The sequence below is a fragment of the Bradyrhizobium canariense genome (genome assembly GCF_018130465.1).
Classification (GTDB): Bacteria; Pseudomonadota; Alphaproteobacteria; order Rhizobiales; family Xanthobacteraceae; genus Bradyrhizobium; species Bradyrhizobium canariense_C.
The window spans coordinates 60,775-80,361 of the sequence record NZ_JAFCKJ010000002.1 but is presented as its reverse complement, the minus strand read 5'-3'; the positions used below and the strand labels follow the sequence as shown (position 1 = coordinate 80,361).

The 19,587-nt window shown below is 65.4% G+C and carries 18 protein-coding genes; 7 read left to right on the top strand and 11 right to left on the bottom strand.

Features of this window, described 5'->3' with window-relative positions; genetic code table 11:
• Positions 1-15: 15 nt before the first annotated feature.
• Positions 16-891, top strand: coding sequence for a diaminopimelate epimerase (gene dapF, locus JQ591_RS04655; protein WP_211394878.1), 876 nt, complete (start codon positions 16-18; stop codon positions 889-891).
• Entirely contained in the window at positions 891-2,144 is a 1,254-nt protein-coding gene (mtaB, locus tag JQ591_RS04650) for a tRNA (N(6)-L-threonylcarbamoyladenosine(37)-C(2))-methylthiotransferase MtaB (RefSeq protein WP_211394877.1), read from the top strand. Before dapF ends, mtaB begins: the two co-directional genes overlap by 1 nt.
• 194 nt (positions 2,145-2,338) lie before the next feature.
• On the opposite strand, the gene JQ591_RS04645 is transcribed toward mtaB, so the two are convergent.
• Both JQ591_RS04645 and JQ591_RS04640 read right to left on the bottom strand, forming a co-directional pair.
• Positions 2,339-3,448 (bottom strand): DUF2336 domain-containing protein, encoded by a 1,110-nt coding sequence (locus JQ591_RS04645; protein WP_211394876.1) that lies wholly within the window; start codon positions 3,446-3,448, stop codon positions 2,339-2,341.
• Positions 3,449-3,678: 230 nt separating this feature from the next.
• Positions 3,679-4,380 carry an RluA family pseudouridine synthase gene (locus tag JQ591_RS04640; RefSeq protein WP_211394875.1) on the bottom strand — a complete coding sequence of 234 codons (702 nt, stop codon included), beginning with the start codon at positions 4,378-4,380 and terminating at the stop codon, positions 3,679-3,681.
• Between the two features lie 60 nt (positions 4,381-4,440).
• Here JQ591_RS04640 and ftsY point away from each other — a divergent pair, with 60 nt between their 5' ends.
• Both ftsY and JQ591_RS04630 read left to right on the top strand, forming a co-directional pair.
• Positions 4,441-5,388: a signal recognition particle-docking protein FtsY gene (gene ftsY, locus JQ591_RS04635; protein ID WP_211394874.1), complete on the top strand. Its 948-nt coding sequence runs from the start codon at positions 4,441-4,443 to the stop codon at positions 5,386-5,388.
• Positions 5,389-5,516: 128 nt separating this feature from the next.
• Entirely contained in the window at positions 5,517-6,119 is a 603-nt protein-coding gene (locus tag JQ591_RS04630) for a septation protein A (RefSeq protein ID WP_211394873.1), read from the top strand.
• A 136-nt stretch (positions 6,120-6,255) separates the two neighbouring features.
• Here the strand turns inward: JQ591_RS04630 and JQ591_RS04625 are convergent, their stop codons facing one another.
• From JQ591_RS04625 to ccmA, 5 genes are all read right to left on the bottom strand, one after another.
• A complete protein-coding gene (locus JQ591_RS04625) occupies positions 6,256-6,849 on the bottom strand; it encodes a DsbE family thiol:disulfide interchange protein (RefSeq protein WP_211394872.1) in 594 nt (197 codons plus the stop codon).
• A gap of 10 nt (positions 6,850-6,859) precedes the next feature.
• Entirely contained in the window at positions 6,860-7,045 is a 186-nt protein-coding gene (gene ccmD / locus JQ591_RS04620) for a heme exporter protein CcmD (RefSeq protein WP_211394871.1), read from the bottom strand.
• A complete protein-coding gene (locus JQ591_RS04615) occupies positions 7,042-7,833 on the bottom strand; it encodes a heme ABC transporter permease (RefSeq protein WP_211394870.1) in 792 nt (263 codons plus the stop codon). Before JQ591_RS04615 ends, ccmD begins: the two co-directional genes overlap by 4 nt.
• Positions 7,834-7,909: 76 nt before the next feature.
• Entirely contained in the window at positions 7,910-8,578 is a 669-nt protein-coding gene (gene ccmB, locus JQ591_RS04610; RefSeq protein WP_211394869.1) for a heme exporter protein CcmB, read from the bottom strand.
• A gap of 280 nt (positions 8,579-8,858) precedes the next feature.
• Positions 8,859-9,461 carry a heme ABC exporter ATP-binding protein CcmA gene (gene ccmA / locus JQ591_RS04605; protein WP_211394868.1) on the bottom strand — a complete coding sequence of 201 codons (603 nt, stop codon included), beginning with the start codon at positions 9,459-9,461 and terminating at the stop codon, positions 8,859-8,861.
• A 245-nt stretch (positions 9,462-9,706) separates the two neighbouring features.
• Between ccmA and acnA the strand changes: the two genes are divergently transcribed.
• The 3 genes from acnA to JQ591_RS04590 all read left to right on the top strand — a co-directional run bounded on the left by acnA (position 9,707) and on the right by JQ591_RS04590 (position 14,425).
• Positions 9,707-12,427, top strand: a complete 2,721-nt coding sequence (acnA, locus tag JQ591_RS04600; RefSeq protein WP_211394867.1) for an aconitate hydratase AcnA — start codon at positions 9,707-9,709, stop codon at positions 12,425-12,427.
• A 221-nt stretch (positions 12,428-12,648) separates the two neighbouring features.
• On the top strand, positions 12,649-13,425 hold the full coding sequence (locus JQ591_RS04595) for a DUF1223 domain-containing protein (RefSeq protein WP_211394866.1): 777 nt from the start codon (positions 12,649-12,651) through the stop codon (positions 13,423-13,425).
• Positions 13,426-14,056: 631 nt separating this feature from the next.
• The gene (locus JQ591_RS04590; protein WP_211394865.1) at positions 14,057-14,425 is read left to right on the top strand and encodes a DUF2794 domain-containing protein; all 369 of its coding nucleotides are present in this window, start codon (positions 14,057-14,059) and stop codon (positions 14,423-14,425) included.
• A 29-nt stretch (positions 14,426-14,454) separates the two neighbouring features.
• Here the strand turns inward: JQ591_RS04590 and JQ591_RS04585 are convergent, their stop codons facing one another.
• The 4 genes from JQ591_RS04585 to JQ591_RS04570 form a co-directional block, all read right to left on the bottom strand.
• Entirely contained in the window at positions 14,455-14,985 is a 531-nt protein-coding gene (locus tag JQ591_RS04585; protein WP_211394864.1) for a GNAT family N-acetyltransferase, read from the bottom strand.
• Between the two features lie 210 nt (positions 14,986-15,195).
• The gene (locus tag JQ591_RS04580) at positions 15,196-15,987 is read right to left on the bottom strand and encodes a Bax inhibitor-1/YccA family protein (RefSeq protein ID WP_007598855.1); all 792 of its coding nucleotides are present in this window, start codon (positions 15,985-15,987) and stop codon (positions 15,196-15,198) included.
• A 270-nt stretch (positions 15,988-16,257) separates the two neighbouring features.
• Positions 16,258-18,828, bottom strand: a complete 2,571-nt coding sequence (locus JQ591_RS04575) for an ABC transporter permease (RefSeq protein ID WP_211394863.1) — start codon at positions 18,826-18,828, stop codon at positions 16,258-16,260.
• Complete coding sequence (locus JQ591_RS04570; protein ID WP_211394862.1) at positions 18,825-19,547, bottom strand: ABC transporter ATP-binding protein; 723 nt, start codon at positions 19,545-19,547, stop codon at positions 18,825-18,827. The genes JQ591_RS04575 and JQ591_RS04570 overlap by 4 nt, the downstream gene beginning before the upstream one ends.
• Positions 19,548-19,587 lie beyond the last annotated feature (40 nt).

Genomic DNA, 19,587 nt, shown 5'->3' with positions numbered 1-19,587 from the left:
AATTCGGGAATTTTCATGAGCGCGCTGGCCAACCACGCATTTGCCAAGATGAACGGCATCGGCAACGAAATCGTCGTTGTCGACATGCGCGATTCCACCTCAAAGGTCACCCCGGACGATGCCCGCGCGGTGGCATCCGCGCCAGGCGGCGTGCCCTACGACCAGCTTATGGTGCTGCAGAAGCCGCGCTTCGACGGCACCGAAGCTTTCATCAGCATCTACAACAGTGACGGCTCCGAGGCAGGCGCCTGCGGCAACGGCATGCGCTGCGTGGTGCGGCGCGTCTTCGAGAAGACCGGCCAGACCAATGCGACGTTCGAGACCCGCGCCGGCTTGCTCAATTGCTGGCAGGGCCCGGCGCCCGATCTCTACACCGTCGACATGGGCGCGCCGAAGTTCGGCTGGCAGGACATTCCGCTCGACCAGGAATTCCGCGACACCCGCTACATCGAATTGCAGATCGGCCCGATCGACAATCCGATCCTGCATTCGCCCTCGGTGGTCAGCATGGGCAATCCGCATGCGATCTTCTGGGTCGATGACGTCAACGCCTATGATCTCGAGCGTTTCGGTCCGCTGCTGGAAAACCATCCGATCTTCCCCGAGCGCGCCAACATCACGCTCGCCCACATCGTCGATCGCGACCACATCACGATTCGCACCTGGGAGCGCGGCGCCGGCCTGACCAGGGCCTGCGGCTCGGCGGCTTGCGCGACGGCAGTTGCAGCGGCGCGCCTGAAGCGGGCCGAGCGCAATGTCGAGATCACGCTGCCCGGCGGCAAGCTCGGCATCGAATGGCGCGAGCGCGACGATCACGTGCTGATGACGGGCACGGCGACCTTCGAATATGAAGGCAGTTTCGATCCGGCGCTGTTCGCGCCGGCCGGGTAATGAGCGTCGACATCGTCACCTTCGGCTGCCGCCTCAACGCGTTCGAGGCCGAGGTGATCCGCCGCGAGGCCGAGGGCGCGGGGCTCTCCGACACCATCGTCGTCAACAGCTGCGCCGTGACCAACGAGGCCGTGGCGCAGGCGAGGCAGTCGATCCGCAAGCTGAAGCGCGAGCGGCCTGGTGCGCGCATCGTCGTCACCGGCTGTGCGGCGCAAACGCAGAGCAGCATGTTCGCCGACATGGCCGAGGTCGATCGCGTCGTCGGCAATGACGACAAGATGCGGTCGTCCGCATGGCGCGAGGCGCGTACGGCGTTCGATCTCGGTGCGAGCGAAAAAATCGCCGTCAGCGACATCATGGCGGTGAAGGAGATGGCGCCTCATCTCATCGACGGCTTTGCGAGCGGCCTGCCGCGGGTGTTCGTGCAGGTGCAGAACGGCTGCGACCATCGCTGCACCTTCTGCATCATTCCGTTCGGGCGTGGCAATTCGCGCTCGGTACCGATGGGCGCGGTGGTCGATCAGGTGCGGGCATTGGTCGCGCGCGGCCACGCCGAGATCGTGTTGACCGGCGTCGACCTCACCAGTTACGGCACCGACCTGCCGGGCGCGCCGAAACTTGGCATGCTGACGAAGCAGATTTTGCGGCATGTACCGGAGCTGAGGCGCCTGCGCATCTCCTCGATCGATTCGATCGAGGCAGACAGCGATCTGTTGGATGCCATCGCCGACGATGCGCGGCTGATGCCGCATCTGCACCTGTCGCTGCAGTCCGGCGACGACATGATTTTGAAGCGCATGAAGCGGCGGCATACGCGCGGCGACGCAATCGCGTTCTGCGACCAGGTCCGCCGCCTGCGCCCGGATATCGCGCTGGGTGCCGACATCATTGCCGGCTTTCCGACCGAGACCGAGGAGATGTTCTCGCGTTCGCTCGATCTGGTCGGGGAATGCGGCCTGACGTTCCTCCACGTCTTCCCCTATTCGCCGCGTCCCGGCACGCCGGCCGCGCGGATGCCGCAGGTGGCGGGCGGTGCGATCAAGGAGCGGGCGAAACGACTACGTGCGGCCGGCGAAGCGGCATTGCGGCTGCGGCTACAAGCCGAGATCGGCGCCACGCGCGAGGTGCTGATCGAGGGCGACGGTCAGGGGCGAACGGAGCATTATCTGCCGGTGGCGATTGCGGGCGAGCGTATGGGCAGCGTCGTGCCCCTGAGGATTGCCGGCAGTGATGGCGAGCGGCTCACGACGTAATTTGCCGTCATTCCACAACTGCATCCCCAACGTCGTCCTGGCGAAAGCCAGGACCCATGACCCCAGGGAGAGGTTGTTACACGCAGTTGCCAACCACCAGTCTTCGCCAAATTGAATTCGGTGGTTATGGGTCCTGGCTTTCGCCAGGACGACAGCGGAGGGCGTGGCGCGCAGCGCGGCCCAAAACGCATACCTTACAACGCCCGCACCTGCCAGAACCGTAGCGTGCGCCGTGCGTTCTCCGGCGTCATCCGTGCGTAATGGCCCTGCGCCCTGGCAAGATCCGCCGGCTTCATCGCGCCGGTCGCAAAGCGGCTTTCGAGCACGGCGGCGGTGGTTTCCCAGCTGAGCTGCGCCGCCTTGCACGGCACCAGCAAGCCGTCCTCGCGCAGGCTCTGCATCAATGGGCGAATCACTTCGACGGTCGATCCGGACAGTGCGGCCAATGCGGCCACCGCTTCTTCATAGCGCCGCTGCGTGGCGAAGCCGAGCAGCGTCGCCTCGCTGAGCTGGCCGGCCGCCCTGAGGTTTGCGATGGCACGCTTGGCACCTTCGAAATCGCGAACGCCCGACATCTCGCGGTCGACACCGACGGTGACGGCGGCGATCGCGGTCTGAATCTCCTCGAACAAATGCGGCGGTGCGCGCGACAACAGGCGGGTACGCACGGCATCCGTCGCCGAGCGCAGCAATTGACGGCGCAGATCTGACGGCAAATCGACGCGGACGCCGACGCTGACAGCGAGCTCGGGATCGGCCTCGGCCTGTCCGACGATGACGGCAAATCCGTTTCCGGAAACGCGCGCGCCGGGATTGGCGGCGAGCCGCCGGCTGACGCTGGGATAGCGCCGCGCCAGCAATGCATCGGTGACGATCTCCTTCAGCCACCAGCGCCCGGCGACCGCGAGCAGATGCGGCTCGCCCTTGGATGATGCGATCTGCACCAGCTCGCCATCGTCGAGGCGCGCGGATTCCTGGAGCACGGGACCGGCGATGCGGATTTCGTCATTGTTGGCGAGGCGGCGAATGACCGATGGCGGCGCCTGCGCGATCGGCGCGAGCTGCGCGCTGATCTCCGCGAGCGCAACGCGCGCGCCCATGTCGGCGATGGCGCGGAGCTCGATGGTGCCGATCAGGCGATCGAGCACGTCGTCGAACAGTGCGATCTGCTCGTCGTCGAAACTGCCGGCGGAAGACAGGAACAGGTCGGTGACGCGGCGGGCGGTTTCCAGGCCCTTTTCCGCCGAGCCTGTCCGAAGCGCGGACTCGACCTCGTCGATGATCGATAACTCGGCCGTGGACATGACGCGCAGCTCGTCCTGAGCAGATTGACGGAAGCTTGTTCTAAGCAACCGCTATCATTAGAGACGAGCACTGAACGTTTCGTAAACCAACGCGCGATGACCCTCATCCTGGGGAGCTCGCCAGAGGCGGGCGTCTCGAAGGATGCAGGCCGAGTTGCAAGCAGCGGGGCCTTTCATGGTTCGAGACGGCCGCTGCGTGGCCTCCTCACCGTGAGGGGCGAGCAGTTGGGCTACTCCCCGTTCCACCCGCAGGCGCGGAGCCGCTCGTGCATGTGGGGCGGCGCCGGCGCCACCACGCGGACCGGCTCCTTGTTCCGGGAGATCGGCACCACGATCTCGCGGGAATGCAGGTGCAGCTTCGGCTCGCCGAAGCGCGGGCCGTTGCCGTAAATGTTATCGCCGAAGATCGGCCAGCCGGTCGCGGACGAATGCACCCGCAATTGATGGGTCCGCCCGGTCACCGGTTCCATGGCGAGCCAGGTCAGGCCGTCGCTCCGGCCCATCACCTTCCAGTTCGTGATGGCCTTCTGGCCCTCGGGATCGGGCTTCTGCCACCAGCCGCGTTCGGCGTTCAGCCGCCCGAGCGGCATGTCGATGGTGCCTTCGTCCTCGGCGGGGCCGCCCTCGACGATGGTCCAGTAGGTCTTGCCGATCTTGCCATGCTTGAACAGCAGGCCGAGCGAGGCCGTCGCCTTGCGATGGCGGCCGAGCACGAGGCAACCGGAGGTGTCCTTGTCCAGCCGGTGGGCCAGCACGGGCGGCCGCGGCAGGCCGAAACGGAGCGCGTCGAAGGAGGTTTCCAGATTGGCACCGCCCTTGGGTCCGCGATGCACCGGCAGGCCGGCCGGCTTGTCGATGACCAGCATCAATCCGTCGCGATGGAGCACGCGCGCCAGGATTTCGTCGGCGGTCAATTCGGGAACATCGAGCAATTGCAGGACTTTCGGTCAAGACTTTCGTTTGGGAGCCGGAACGGCTAACACACCGCCACCATGAACGATACCACCCCCGAGACCCCCAAGCTGAGCTGGTGGCGCCGCCTGTCCGACGGGCTGAAGCGCACCTCGTCCTCGCTTGGGACCGCGGTCGCCGACCTCGTCACCAAGCGCAAGCTCGACCGCGCCATGCTCGACGACATCGAGGACGTGCTGCTGCGCGCCGACCTCGGCACCTCGGTCGCGGTCCGGATCGCGGATGCGGTCGGTACGGGGCGCTACGACAAGGCGATCTCGGCGGACGAGGTCAAGGACGTGGTCGCGACCGAAGTCGAGAAGGTGCTGGTGCCGGTGGCCAGGCCGCTCGAGATCGACGCGGGCAGGAAGCCGTTCGTCATCCTCGTGGTCGGCGTCAACGGCTCCGGCAAGACCACCACCATCGGAAAACTCTCGCAAAAATTCGCGTCCGAAGGCCGCAAGGTGATGCTCGCCGCCGGCGACACGTTTCGCGCCGCGGCGATCGAGCAGCTCAAGGTCTGGGGCGAACGCACCAAGACGCCCGTCATCGCCGGTGCGCAAGGCTCGGATTCGGCGAGCCTCGCCTTCAACGCGCTGACGGCGGCGAAGGAGCAGGCCGTCAACGTGCTCCTGATCGACACCGCCGGGCGGCTTCAGAACAAGGCCGAGCTGATGAACGAGCTCGAAAAGGTCGTGCGCGTCATCCGCAAGGTGGACGACACTGCGCCGCATGCGGTGCTGCTTGTGCTGGACGCCACCGTCGGCCAGAACGCGCTGTCGCAGGTCGAAGCCTTCCATCGCACCGCCGGGGTCACCGGTCTCGTGATGACGAAGCTCGACGGCACCGCCCGCGGCGGCATTCTGGTGGCGCTCGCGGAGAAATTCAAACTGCCGGTGCATTTCATCGGCGTCGGCGAAGGCGTCGACGATCTCGCGCCGTTCACCGCGCGCGATTTCGCCCGCGCGATTGCCGGAATCGAGTCATAGGTTTCTTTCGTCATGCCCCGCGTAGGCGGGGCATCCAGTACGCCGCAGCTTCTCGGTTCAAGCCGAGCTGCCTCTGGAATACTGGATCCCCCGCTTTCGCGGGGGATGACAGCAACAAAGGTCAAGGAATGGACAAGACCCAGCCGCATCCGTTGTTCAAGCTTGCGACCGAGCTCGGTCCGCTGCTCGTGTTCTTCTTCGTGAATGCGAAGTTCAATTTGTTCGCCGCGACCGGCGCCTTCATGGTCGCGATCGTCGCGGCGATGATCGCCTCCTATGTGGTGACGCGCCACATCCCGATCATGGCGATCGTAACCGGCGTCATCGTGCTGGTGTTCGGCACGCTGACCCTGGTCCTGCACGACGAGACCTTCATCAAGCTCAAGCCGACCATCATCTACGCCCTGTTCGCCGCGATCCTCGGCGGCGGCCTGTTGTTCGGGCGCTCCTTCATCGCGGTCATGTTCGACCAGATGTTCAATTTGACGCCGCAGGGCTGGCGCATCCTCACGCTGCGCTGGGCGCTGTTCTTCGCCGGCATGGCAGTGTTGAACGAGATCGTCTGGCGCACCCAGAGCACGGACTTCTGGGTGAACTTCAAGGTGTTCGGCGTCACCCCGCTGACCATGGTCTTCGCCATCGCCCAGATGCCGCTGACCAAGCGCTATCACCTCGAGCCGGCGTCGCTGGAAGCGAGCGAGGCCGAGGCGGGCGATGTGAGGAAGGGGTAATGGTCTCGTGTCCCGGACGCGCGAAGCGCGAGCCGGGACCCAGAATTTTGCCAAGAGTGCCGTCGTAGTGACATGGGCCCCGGCTCTGCAGCGCACCGCCTGCGCGCTGCGCAGCGTCCGGGGCACGAGATCCGTACTACGACCCCGCCTTCAACGCCTTCTCCATCTGCGGCAACAGCACCGTCCGCAAATTCTCCGGCGTGATCGGTCCCACCAGCTTGTAGACGATGGTGCCTTCGCGACCGACGACAAAAGTCTCCGGCACGCCATAGACGCCCCATTCGATCGAGGCGCGGCCGTTGGCGTCGACGCCGACGCGGCCGAACGGGTTGCCGTAGCGCCCCAGGAAGCGCCGCGCATTGTCGGCGGCATCCTTGTAGTTGATGCCGACGAGCTGGAAGCGCTTGTCCTTTGCCAATTCGGTCAGGAGCGGCGCCTCGTCGTGGCACGGCACGCACCAGGACGCCCAGACATTGACGAGGCTGACCTTGCCCTTGAACGCAGCGGGATCGAGGCCAGGGATCTGCGCGTTGTCAGCCTGCAATCCCTCGAGCGGCGGCAGCATGGTTTGCGGCGCAGGCCGTCCGATCAGTGCGGAAGGGATCCGCGAGGGATCGCCGCTGCCAAGCCGAAACCAGAACAACAGCGCCAGGCCGATGAAGGCGATCAGCGGCAGCACCATCAGGAAAGTGCGGCGCTGCGGCGGAGCGGGAGTCGACTGATCGCTCATGATTTATCCCTCATGACCGATCCGTCGCGCTACGGCCGGAGCGACGGGTAATGCCGCTACGCTCGAGCTCGCGCAGGCGCACTGTCTGGCTACGATAATCGAGCACGATCCAGCCGATCAGGATCACGACCACGAGGGCGGCCGCGGCATAGGACGTCACGATGAAAGACGCGTAGGGACCGAGCGACATCATCATGCAGCCCCGACTTCTTTTGACGCGTTTGCTTCATGCGAGCCGGTGCCGACGTCGCTTGAAAACGCCACACGGCTCGCCTGCATCATCTGCAGGGAGCGGACACGGCGGCGTAGGATCTCGTTGCGCATCGCCGCGAGATGGAGCGTGACGAACAGCAGGGTGAACGCGATCGCCATCACCAGCAGCGGAATCAGGAACGATCTGTCGAGCGACGAGCCGCCCATCCGCATCACCGAGGCCGGCTGGTGCAGCGTGTTCCACCAGTCGACCGAGAACTTGATGATGGGCAGGTTGATCGCGCCGACCAGGGTCAGCACGGCGGCGGCGCGCGCCGCGCGGGAGGGCTCGTCGACCGCGCGCCACAGCGCCATCAGGCCGAGATACATCAGGAACAGGATCAGCACCGAGGTCAGCCGCGCGTCCCATTCCCAATAGGTGCCCCACATCGGCCGGCCCCACAGCGATCCCGTCAGCAGCGCAAGGAAGGTGAAGGCGGCGCCGATCGGGGCTGCGGCTTTGGCGGCGACGTCGGCGAGCGGATGCCGCCACACCAGCGTGCCCAGCGAGGCGATGCTCATCACACCCCACACGAACATCGACAGCCAGGCATTGGGCACGTGGATGAACATGATCTTCACCGTCGCGCCCTGTTGATAGTCGTCGGGCGCGGACGCGGACTGATAAAGCCCGATCGCGAGCAGGATGATCGTCGCGGCCGCCAGCCACGGCAACAGCCGCGCCGTCAGCGCGAGGAACCGTGTGGGGTTGGCGAGGTCGATCAGCGTCATGGTATCCTGATAATCACAGGTAAGCGCTCACGCAATCAGCACGAAAGTCCGCAGCGAAAGTTGATCGGGGTCAAGGTCAGTCCAATCCGTGCTTCAGGCTCGCCGCAGCCGCGAAGGGGCCGACCACGAGGCTGATCAGCGACAGCGCGCACAGGATCGAGAACGGCGCGCCGAACGTCATGGGTCCGACGATCACCGCCTGCGAGGCCGCGACGCCGAAAATCAGCACCGGAATCGACAGCGGCAGCACCAGGACGGCCATCAGCAGGCCACCACGATGCAGCGTCACCGCCAGCGCCGCACCGATCATCCCGGTAAACGTCAGCGCCGGGGTGCCGGCGAGCAGCGTCAGCGCCACAGCACCGGTTGCAACCATGTCGAGGTTGAGCAGCAGGCCGAGCACGGGGGTTGCGACGATCAGCGGCAGGCCGGCGGCCAGCCAGTGCGCCAGCGCCTTCGCCGCACAGGCGAGTTCCAGCGGGGTCCGGCTCATCGTGATCAGGTCGAGCGAGCCGTCCTCGTGGTCGGCCATGAACAGCCGGTCCAGGGTGAGCAGGCTCGCCAACAGCGCCCCCAGCCACAGGATCGCCGGCCCGAGCCGCGACAGCAGCGCCAGATCCGGCCCCACCGCAAACGGCATCAGCACCACCACGGTCAGGAAGAACAGCACGCCAATCAACGCCCCGCCGCCGACGCGGAGCGCGATCCGGATGTCGCGGCGAATGAGGGCAGACAGGGCGGTCATGGGCTGGCTCTTTCCACGGCGAGACGGCCATAAGAGCCCGGCGCGTGCCTAGGGCAAGCTGCGCTCCCTCCCCCCTTGCGGGGGAGGGTGGGGGAGAGGGGTAGCCCCGGGAGAGATGCTTTTGAAGGGTGGGTCGCCAGCAGCAGAACGCCTGTTTTTCCAACGCTTGAACCGAGAGAGGACACCGTGTGGCACCCCTCTCCCTGACCCTCCCCCGCAAGGGGGGAGGGAACGGTGAGGGCGGAGTCCAGCCGCTCGAAAAGCTGAGGGTCGATCGGAATCATGCCATCCCCCCGATCCGCAGCTCCCGCGAATCGATCCCGAGCGGGGCGTGGGTGGCGGCGATGATCAGGCCGCCGCGCGCCAGGTGCGCGCGCATCAATCCGGAAAACATGTCCTGGCCGGCGACATCCAGCGCCGTGGTCGGCTCGTCCAACAGCCAGACCGGTCGGCGGACGGTCAGCAGGCGGGCCAGCGAGAGCCGGCGGCGTTGGCCGGCGGACAGGAAGGCGGCGGGCAGATGGGCGGCATGGTCGAGCCTGACGGTGGCGAGGCTCTCGCCGGCATCAAAACGCTCGCCGCCCAGAAAATCGGCCCAGAATGTCAGATTCTCCGCCACACTCAGGGCCGGCTTCAGGGCGTCACGATGACCGAGATAGTGGCATTGCTCCGGCAGCGTCAGCTCGGAATCACCTCCGTCCAGCGCGATCGTGCCGCCCGCCGGAATGAGCAGGCCAGCGATCAGCCGCAGCAGCGACGTCTTGCCCGATCCGTTGCGGCCCACGACTGCCACGGCTTCGCCGGAGCCGGCCGCGAAATCGAGCCCGGAAAACACCTCGCGCCCGCCCCTCACGCAAATGACCCCGCGTCCGGAAAGCTGCATCTTGCCTCGTACCAATCCGCTCAAAGCCGGGCCTCAGGAAATCTTGGGGTAGCGCATGGGAATTTTTGGCTCGCGAATTGCTGCGGCACGATTGTGGCTGTGGCGGCGCGGTTAGAAAGCTTCTATAAGCCCGGAACTACTTGATGCAGCACACTCAACCTGCCCCTGCAAGCGACCCAGCCGGATTCGCTGACGGTGTTAAAATACCCCTTGCCGGGTATAACTAACAATTGGGATTTTCCTACATGACCTCGCTCGACAGCTTCAAATGCAAAAAGACCCTCAAGGTCGGCGCCAAGACCTATGTCTATTACAGCCTGCCCACGGCCGAGAAGAATGGTCTGAAGGGAATTTCGAAACTCCCCTACTCGATGAAGGTCTTGCTCGAGAACCTGCTCCGCAACGAGGACGGCCGCTCGGTCAAGAAGGAAGACATCGTCGCGGTGTCGAAGTGGCTGCGCAAGAAGTCGCTGGAGCATGAGATCGCCTTCCGCCCGGCGCGCGTGCTGATGCAGGACTTCACCGGCGTGCCCGCCGTGGTCGATCTCGCCGCGATGCGCAACGCGATGCAGAAGCTCGGCGGCGATGCCGAGAAGATCAATCCGCTGGTGCCGGTCGATCTCGTCATCGACCACTCCGTGATCGTGAACTTCTTCGGTGACAACAAGGCCTTCGGCAAGAACGTCACCGAGGAATACAAGCAGAACCAGGAGCGCTACGAGTTCCTGAAATGGGGCCAGAAGGCGTTCTCGAACTTCTCCGTCGTGCCGCCCGGCACCGGCATCTGCCACCAGGTCAATCTCGAATATCTCTCCCAGACGGTCTGGACCAAGAAGGAGAAGATGACGGTCGGCAAGAAGACCGGCACCTTCGAGGTCGCCTATCCCGACTCGCTGGTCGGCACCGACTCCCACACCACCATGGTCAACGGTCTCGCCGTGCTCGGCTGGGGCGTCGGCGGCATCGAGGCGGAAGCCTGCATGCTCGGTCAGCCGCTGTCGATGCTGCTGCCGACCGTCGTCGGCTTCAAGCTGAAGGGCGCGATGAAGGAAGGCGTCACCGCGACCGACCTCGTGCTGACGGTCACGCAGATGCTGCGCAAGCTCGGCGTCGTCGGCAAGTTCGTCGAGTTCTTCGGCCCCGGCCTCGACCATCTCTCGGTCGCCGACAAGGCGACCATCGCCAACATGGCGCCCGAATATGGCGCGACCTGCGGCTTCTTCCCGGTCGATGCCGCCGCGCTCGATTATCTCAAGACCTCCGGCCGCGCCCCGGCGCGTGTCGCGCTGGTGCAGGCCTATGCGAAGGCGCAAGGGCTCTTCCGCACCGCCAAGTCGGCCGATCCGGTGTTCACGGAGACGCTGACGCTCGACCTCGGTGACGTCGTGCCCTCGATGGCCGGCCCGAAGCGTCCCGAGGGCCGCATTGCGCTGCCGTCGGTCGCCGAAGGTTTTTCGGTCGCGCTCGCCACCGAATACAAGAAGGCCGAGGAGCCGGCGAAGCGCTTTGCCGTCGACGGCAAGAAATTCGACATCGGCCATGGCGACGTCGTGATCGCCGCGATCACCTCCTGCACCAACACTTCGAACCCGAGCGTGCTGATCGGCGCTGGTCTGCTGGCGCGTAACGCCGCAGCGAAGGGTCTCAAGGCAAAGCCGTGGGTGAAGACCTCGCTGGCCCCAGGCAGCCAGGTGGTGGCCGCCTATCTCGCCGATTCCGGTCTCCAGGCCGATCTCGACAAGGTCGGCTTCAACCTGGTCGGCTTCGGCTGCACCACCTGCATCGGTAATTCCGGTCCGCTGCCCGAGGAGATTTCGAAGTCGATCAACGACAACGGCATCGTCGCGGCTGCCGTGCTCTCCGGCAACCGCAACTTCGAAGGCCGCGTCTCGCCGGACGTGCAGGCGAACTATCTGGCCTCGCCGCCGCTCGTGGTCGCCCACGCGCTCGCGGGCACCGTCACCAAGAACCTCGCCGTCGAGCCGCTCGGTGAAGGCAAGGACGGCAAGCCGGTCTACCTGAAGGACATCTGGCCGACGACGAAGGAGATCAACGCCTTCATGAAGAAGTTCGTGACCGCGGCGATCTTCAAGAAGAAGTATGCCGACGTGTTCAAGGGCGACGTCAACTGGCGCAAGATCAAGACCGTCGAGAGCGAGACCTATCGCTGGAACATGAGCTCGACCTATGTGCAGAACCCGCCCTATTTCGAAGGCATGAAGAAGGAGCCGGAGCCGGTCACCGACATCGTCGAGGCCCGCATCCTCGCCATGTTCGGCGACAAGATCACCACCGACCACATCTCGCCGGCCGGTTCGATCAAGCTCACCTCGCCCGCGGGCAAATATCTCAGCGAGCACCAGGTGCGTCCGGCCGACTTCAACCAGTACGGAACGCGGCGCGGCAACCACGAAATCATGATGCGAGGCACCTTCGCCAATATCCGCATCAAGAACTTCATGCTGAAGGGCGCCGACGGCAATATTCCGGAAGGCGGTCTCACCAAGCACTGGCCCGATGGCGAGCAGATGTCGATCTACGACGCCGCGATGAAGTACCAGCAGGAGCAGGTGCCGCTGGTGGTGTTCGCCGGCGCCGAATACGGCAACGGCTCCTCGCGCGACTGGGCCGCGAAGGGCACGCGTCTGCTCGGCGTGCGCGCCGTGATCTGCCAGAGCTTCGAGCGAATCCACCGCTCCAACCTGGTCGGCATGGGCGTGCTGCCGCTGACCTTCGAGGACGGCACCTCCTGGTCGTCGCTCGGTCTGAAGGGCGACGAGAAGGTCACGCTGCGTGGCCTCGTCGGCGACCTGAAGCCGCGCCAGAAGCTGACCGCGGAGATCGTCTCCGGCGACGGTTCGCTGCAGCGCGTTTCGCTGCTTTGCCGCATCGATACGCTGGACGAGCTCGAATACTACCGCAACGGCGGCATCCTGCACTACGTGCTGCGCAAGCTCGCGGCGTAAGCGCGGATTTGTGAACGGTGGCTCACTGCGAAGTGAGTAGTAGGTTACACGAAGGCGGCCTATCACAGGGCCGCCTTCGCGCGTTTGCGGCAGGCTTCAGATGGGCCCGCCCGGCGAAGAACCTCGCCGAGGACGGTGAAATGTGTGACGCCCGTAAGACTACGGTGACCATCCGGCGGTAAGATTTCCCCTCTCACGAGCAATGGTGTGCGGCGTTCGACATGACAACAATGACGGCTTCTCATCTGGTTTCGCGTTGGTCTGGTGCCCTCTGGTCGGGAGCACTTGGTCTCTGTGCGATCGTCGCCGTCATTCGTCCTGCCGAGGCTGATCCCCGCGCCGTTGTCGAATTGTTTACCTCGCAGGGCTGCTCCTCCTGCCCGCCGGCCGACAAGATCATCGGCGACCTCTCCAGCGATCCCTCGATCATCGCGCTGAGCATGCCGATCGACTATTGGGATTATCTCGGCTGGAAGGACACGTTGGCCGATTCGCGCTTCTCGGCGCGGCAGCGTGCCTATTCGCGCATGCGCGGCGACCGCGAGGTCTACACGCCGCAGGTCGTGGTCAACGGCTCCACGCATGTCATCGGCAGCGACCGCACCGGCATCGAAAGCGCGATCGGCAGGACCGACAAGGGCACGGGCGTGATGAGCGTGCCGGTGACGATGTCGCTCGCGGGCAAGCAGATCAACGTCTCGGTGGCCGCAAGCAAGGAGCCGGCAGTCTCGCACGGCGAAGTCTGGATCTGCTCGATTGCGAAATCGGTGCCGATCGCGATCAGCCGCGGCGAAAATCGCGGACAGCAGGTCATCTATCACAACGTGGTGCGCAACCTGCTCAAGGTCGGCGACTGGACCGGCCGTCCGGAAAGCTGGACAGTGCCGCTCGAGAACCTCACGCGCGACGGCGTCGACGGTGCTGTGGTCTATGTCCAGGACGGCAGCCGAGAAAAGCCAGGGCCGATGCTGGGCGCGGCGTATACGTCACTGCACTGATTTCGATTCTCTCTTCCTAGGCGTCGTACTCGCTCTCAACCCTCATGGTGAGGAGCGCGCCCTTGCGCGCGCGTGACGGACGATGCTGCGCATCGCCGCGAGAACCATGCAGGCCCGTGCTGATGCAGCGTGGCCCTTCCATCCTTCGAGACGCCGCTTCGCGGCTCCCCAGGATGAGGGGAGGGAGTCTTCTCGCTGATGAGGAAGAAGTCCGTCGAGGCAGAAACATCCCGACACAAACAAAACCCGACCCAAACAAAAAAGGACCAACTTGCGTTGGCCCTCCTTGTCGCGCGAACAGACCCGATCCTGACGACCCCGGGGGGCTGGGGGCTGAGGAATCCGGAACCGAAAGGACCGGGTCAACGCACATAGGTCTTTTCGCAATGCAGGGCGGCAGTCGCTTGGCGGAAAAGCGGCGACACTATGATTCCTGCTAACGATCCCGTGACGGTTTGCCGCGACAGAGTTCCACCGCTGCGTGTGCGCGGATTCGCTCCGGATTCCATGAGTCCTTTCAAGGGCCTCTTGCGGAGGGGAACAGTTGGCGCAATCATGCAACTGTCATGATCCGCGGTTCCGGGGACGGTCTTCGCGGACGCGGTCATGCTGATGCGACAGGAGGCGCTCTATGAGTCTGTCGGAGGATGCCGATCCGAGCGAACAGCGCGCGGCGGCGCGCCCGGCCGCTGCGAATGCGCAACTGAGCCGGGTGACGTTCAACCGGCTCGAGTTGCACCGCATTCTCAATCTCTACGGCCGGATGGTCGCTGACGGCGAGTGGCGCGACTATGCCATCGATTTTCTCAGGGATCGTGCCGTGTTCTCGGTCTTTCGCCGCGCCTCGGAAGTGCCGATCTATCGTATCGAGAAGGATCCGCGCCTCGCGCGCAAGCAGGGCATGTACAGCGTGATCTCGGCGACGGGTCTGATCCTGCGCCGCGGCCACGAACTCGAGCGCGTGCTCCTGGTGATCGATCGCAAGCTGGCGGTGGTGTAGCGCTCCATCCGGGCTACAAGAGCTGAACCCTACTTCCCCGGCACGCTCTTCGCGCCCTCCCCGAGGTCGCGCTGCATCATCACCGTGTCGAGCCAGCGGCCGAATTTCAGCCCGACGCTGGGATGCGTGCCGATCATCCTGAAGCCGCCCTTGGTGTGCACGCCGATCGAGCCGGCATTGGCGGAATCGCCGATCACGGCGATCATCTGGCGGAAGCCGCGCGCCTCGCATTCGACGATCAGCCGCTCCAGCAGGAGCGCCCCGATGCCGCGGCGGTGGAATGCCGGATCGAGATAGATCGAGTTCTCGACCGTGAAGCGGTAGGCCGGCCGCGGCCGGTAGGCGCCGGCATAGGCGTAGCCTGCGACGCGCCCGTCGAGGATGGCGACGAAGTAGGGATAGCCTCCGTCGACCAGCGCGCGGTAGCGCCGCATCATCTCGGCGAGGTCGGGCGGTGCCAGCTCGAACGTTGCGGTGCCCTCGCGGACGGCCTGCTGGTAAATGGCGGTGATGGCGGGAAGGTCGGCCTCGGTGGCGGGCCTGATTTCGGGTGCTGACATGGGGCGAGATTAGAGCCTTCCCGGGACGCCCGGAAGAGCCTCCGCATCGTCATTGCGAGCGTAGCGAAGCAATCCAGAAATGCATCTGTGGAGGGACTCTCGATTGCTTCCTCGCAAGAGCTCCTCGCAATGACGAGGATGGGCAGCCCGGCCCAAACAAAAACCCCGGCCTTTCGGCCGGGGTTCGTGTCCGTTCTCTCGTCTCAGCGCTTAGTCGCGCTGGCCGAGGAGCTGCAGGAGCAGCGTGAACAGGTTGATGAAGTTCAGGTACAGCGACAGCGCGCCGGTGATGGCCGCACGCTCTGCGATGTCACCGCCGGCCGAGGCGTAGCCGTAGATGTAGTCGTTCTTCAGCCGCTGGGTATCCCAGGCGGTGAGGCCCGCGAACACCAGCACGCCGACCACCGACACCACGAACTGCAGCACCGAGCTCGCCAGGAACAGGTTCACCAGGCTCGCGATGACGATGCCGATCAGGCCCATGAACAGGAACGAGCCCATTCCGCTCATGTCACGCTTGGTGGTGTAGCCGTAGAGGCTGAGCGCGCCGAAGGTCGCCGCGGTGATGAAGAACACCCGCACGATCGAGGTGTGTGTGAACACCAGGAAGATCGAGGACAGCGAGACGCCCATCAGCGCCGCGAATACCCAGAACAGGATCTGCGCGGTCGAGGGAGCGAGACGGTTGATGCCTGCCGAGATCACGAAGACCATGGCGAGGGGCGCGAGCATGAACAGCCACTTCAGGGGGCTGACGAACATCGCGTAGCCGAACGGCGTCAGGAACAGCTTGCCGACGCGGACGGCTTCCGGGGTCGGAACATCCGTCACGGCGGCCATATAGACGCCGAGCGCGGCAAGGCCGGTGATGGCCAGGCCGATGCTCATGTAGTTGTAGATGCGCAGCATATAGGCGCGCAGGCCGGCATCGACCGTCGCGGCGTCAACACGCCCGGCGGCCCTGCCGAAAGGAGAAGCGTAGTTACGGTCTAGGTCCGACATGGTCGAATTCCCGTTGGTTGGTCCGGTCCGGCATGAGGGTCGCCATGCCGCCGGTTCGTCAAATTCTATCTCGGATACCGATGTCTGCCGACTAAATTTTGGCTAACAATCGGGGCTCCGAACCCATTCGATATGTGGGAAACTAACACATCCGCTGCAACCGTCCACGCGCGGCTGAATGTCGCCCTCGCCCGCAATCCTGGCGAGTAGACGTGGTTAATCGCTAGAATCATGCGATTTCGACACGCCGCAGCCACCCGCTACCATTTGTCACAAATTCCGCAACACCGTGGCGGGCTTTTTGTTCAATGCCAGCAGCGTGCCCGCGAGCCCGAGACCGACCGTGACGACCAAGGCAGCCGCGACCACGCCGGCGGCGCTGCCGGCCTGCCAGACGAAAGTGAGGGTCATCAGCCGGGTCACGATCATCCAGGCCGCGACGCTGCCGGCGAAAACGCCGAACACCGCGGTGGCGAGCCCGATCAGGAGGTATTCGAGCGCATAGGCGCCGAGCAGCCGCAGCCGGGTCGCGCCCAGGGTCTTGAGGATCACCGCATCGTAGACCCTGTGGCGATGGCCGGCGGCGAGCGCCCCGCCCAAGACCAGGATCGCCGAGATCAGGGTCACCGCGCTGGCGCCGCGGATTGCCAGCGCAAGGTTGGTCACGACCGAGCCGACCGTCTCCATCACCTCGCGCACGCGCACGCTCGTCACCATCGGATAGGCGTCAGCGACCTCCTTGATGATCTTGCCGTCGCCGGTCGCATCGCCTCCGGCTTCCGTCAGCGTCGCGATGTGGGTGTGCGGCGCGCCCTTGAAGGCGTTGGGCGAGAACACCAGGACGAAATTGATGCCGAGGCCCTGCCAGTCGATGGTGCGCAGATTGCTGATCTTCGCGGGGATGTCGCGGCCGAGGATGTTGACCACGACTTCGTCGCCGAGTTTGAGGCCGAGTCCGTCGGCGATCTTCTTCTCCATCGAAACCAGCGGCGGGCCGGCATAATCGGCGCTCCACCACTCGCCCTCGACCACCTTGGAGCCTTTCGGCAGATCGGCGGTATAGGTCAGGCCACGGTCGCTCTGCAGCACCCACTCGGAATCGGTGCTGGGCTTGAGCTCCTCGGCGCGGACGCCACGGGCTCCGACGATCCGTCCGCGCAGCATCGGCACGTCCTCGACCTTCGCGCCAGGGGCGATCTGGCGCAGATACAAGTCGAACTGCTCGGCCTGCGTGCTCGGAATGTCGATGAAGAAGAACGATGGCGCGTGCTCGGGCAGTGCCGCCAGGAACTGCCGGCGCAGATTGCCGTCGATCTGGGTGATGGTGACGAGCACGGCGAGTCCGAGCCCGAGCGACAGCACGACCGAGGGCGTCAGCGCGCCCGGCCGGTGGATGTTGGCAATCGCAAGTCGCAGCATCGGCAACCGCGTGCGCGGCAGCCGCCGTGCGATCGTCATCAGCAGGGCGGCAATGCCGCGCAGCAGCGCGAACACGACGACGGAGGAGGCCACGAACACCGCGGCGATGCGCTTGTCGAAGGAGAGGCCGATCACGACCGCGATGAGCAGCGCGATCACGACGGCCATGAACACGAGGTAGCTCCAGCGTGGCCGATGCCATTCGGAGCTGATGGTGTCGCGGAACAGCGCCGCCACCGGCACGTCGTGCACGCGGCCGAGCGGCCACAGGCCGAAGGCAAGCGCAGTGAGCAGCCCGTAGACGAACGACAGCGCGAGCTCGTCGGCATGAACCGCCGGCACCACCGGCAGCGGCAGCAGCTTGCCGAACAGGCCTACGATCGCGAAGGGCATGGCGGCGCCGAGCGCGAGGCCGATCACCGAGCCGATCGCGGCGAGCAGCAGAACCTGGGCGAGATAGATGCCGAACACGTCGCGCCCCGTGGCGCCGACGGCCTTGAAGGCCGCGATCACCTCGAGCTTGTGGTCGATATGGGCCTTGACGGCATTGGCGACGCCGACGCCGCCCACCAGCAGCGCGGCGAGGCCGACCAGCGTCAGAAACTGCGTGAAGCGGTTGATGTTGCGCTCGAGCTGCGGCGAGGCATTGGAGCGGCTGCGGACCTCCCAGCCCGCCTGCGGCGCGGCGTTGCGCGAATCCGCAATGAAGGCGTCGGTGGCGCGCTCGCCGTTGGCGATCTCCGGCAGCTTCACACGGTAGACCCAGCGCACCAGGCTGCCGGGCTGGATCAGCCCTGTGGCGCGCAGGCCCGCCTCGCTGATCAGGAAGCGCGGGCCGAAGCCAATGCCGCCGGCGAGCTTGTCCGGTTCGGCTTCGACGGCGCTGCGGATCTGGAACGTCGCGGACCCGATGGTGACGCGATCGCCGGTCTTGAGCGACAGCCGCGCCAGCAGCGTCGGATCGGCGGCCGCGCCGAACGCACCGTCGCGCTCCGCGAGCAGGTCGGACATCGGCAGCGGTGGCGCCAGCGTCAATTGGCCGAGCATCGGATAGGTGTCGTCGACCGCCTTCATCTCGACCAGCGCCAGCTTGCCTTCGGCCGAGCGCGCCATGCCGCGCAGCGTGGCGGCGCTCGAGACGGTGCCGCGCGAACGCAGGAAGGCGACTTCCTCCGGCTTCGCCTCGCGCTGAAACAGGACGAACGACACGTCGCCCCCGAGCAGCGTGCGGCCCTCGCGGGCGAGGCCGTCGCTCAGGCTCGCCGAGACCGAACCGACACCGGCGATGGCCATCACGCCGAGCGCGATGCAGGCAATGAAGACGTAGAAGCCGCGCAGGCCGCCGCGCAATTCGCGCAGCGCGTAGCGCAGCGACAGCGCGACGCCGTTGGGCCTCGCGAACGGTTCTGCGGCAGTGCTCATGCCGGCGCCGACTGCGTGTCGATGCGCCCGGAGCGCAGGCGGATCACGCGATCGCAGCGATGCGCGAGCGAGGAATCGTGCGTGACCAGCACCAGCGTCATGCCGCGCTCGGCATGCTTGCTGAACAGGAGGTCGACGATCTGTTTTCCCGTGGCTTCGTCGAGATTGCCGGTCGGCTCGTCGGCAACGAGGATCGCGGGATCGGGTGCCAGCGCGCGGGCGAGCGCGACGCGCTGCTGTTCGCCGCCGGAGAGCTGCGTCGGATAATGATGCAGTCGGTCGCCGAGCCCGACCGATTGCAGCTCCTGCGCCGCGCGCTTTGCGGCGTCGGGATTGCCGGCGAGTTCGAGCGGCACCGCGACGTTCTCCAGCGCGGTCATGGTCGGGATCAAATGGAAGGACTGGAAGACGATGCCGACCTGGCGGCCGCGGAAGCGGGCCAGCGCGTCCTCGTCGAGGGCATTGAAAGGCGTGCCGCTGACCACCACCTCTCCGCTATCAGGACGCTCCAGCCCCGCCATCACCATCAGCAGCGTGGATTTGCCCGAGCCTGACGGGCCGATCAGGCCGATCGTCTCGCTACGGCCGACGCGCAAGCTGATATCCTTGAGAATGTGAACGCGTGCCGCGCCCGTACCCAATGACAGATTGACGTTGGAGATGGCGATGGTGTCCGCCGAGCTGTCGGCGAGCGAAGAGGAATAGATGCGAGTGTCCATGGTCCGGTCATATGGCAACTCCGCACGCGTGGTCGAGAGG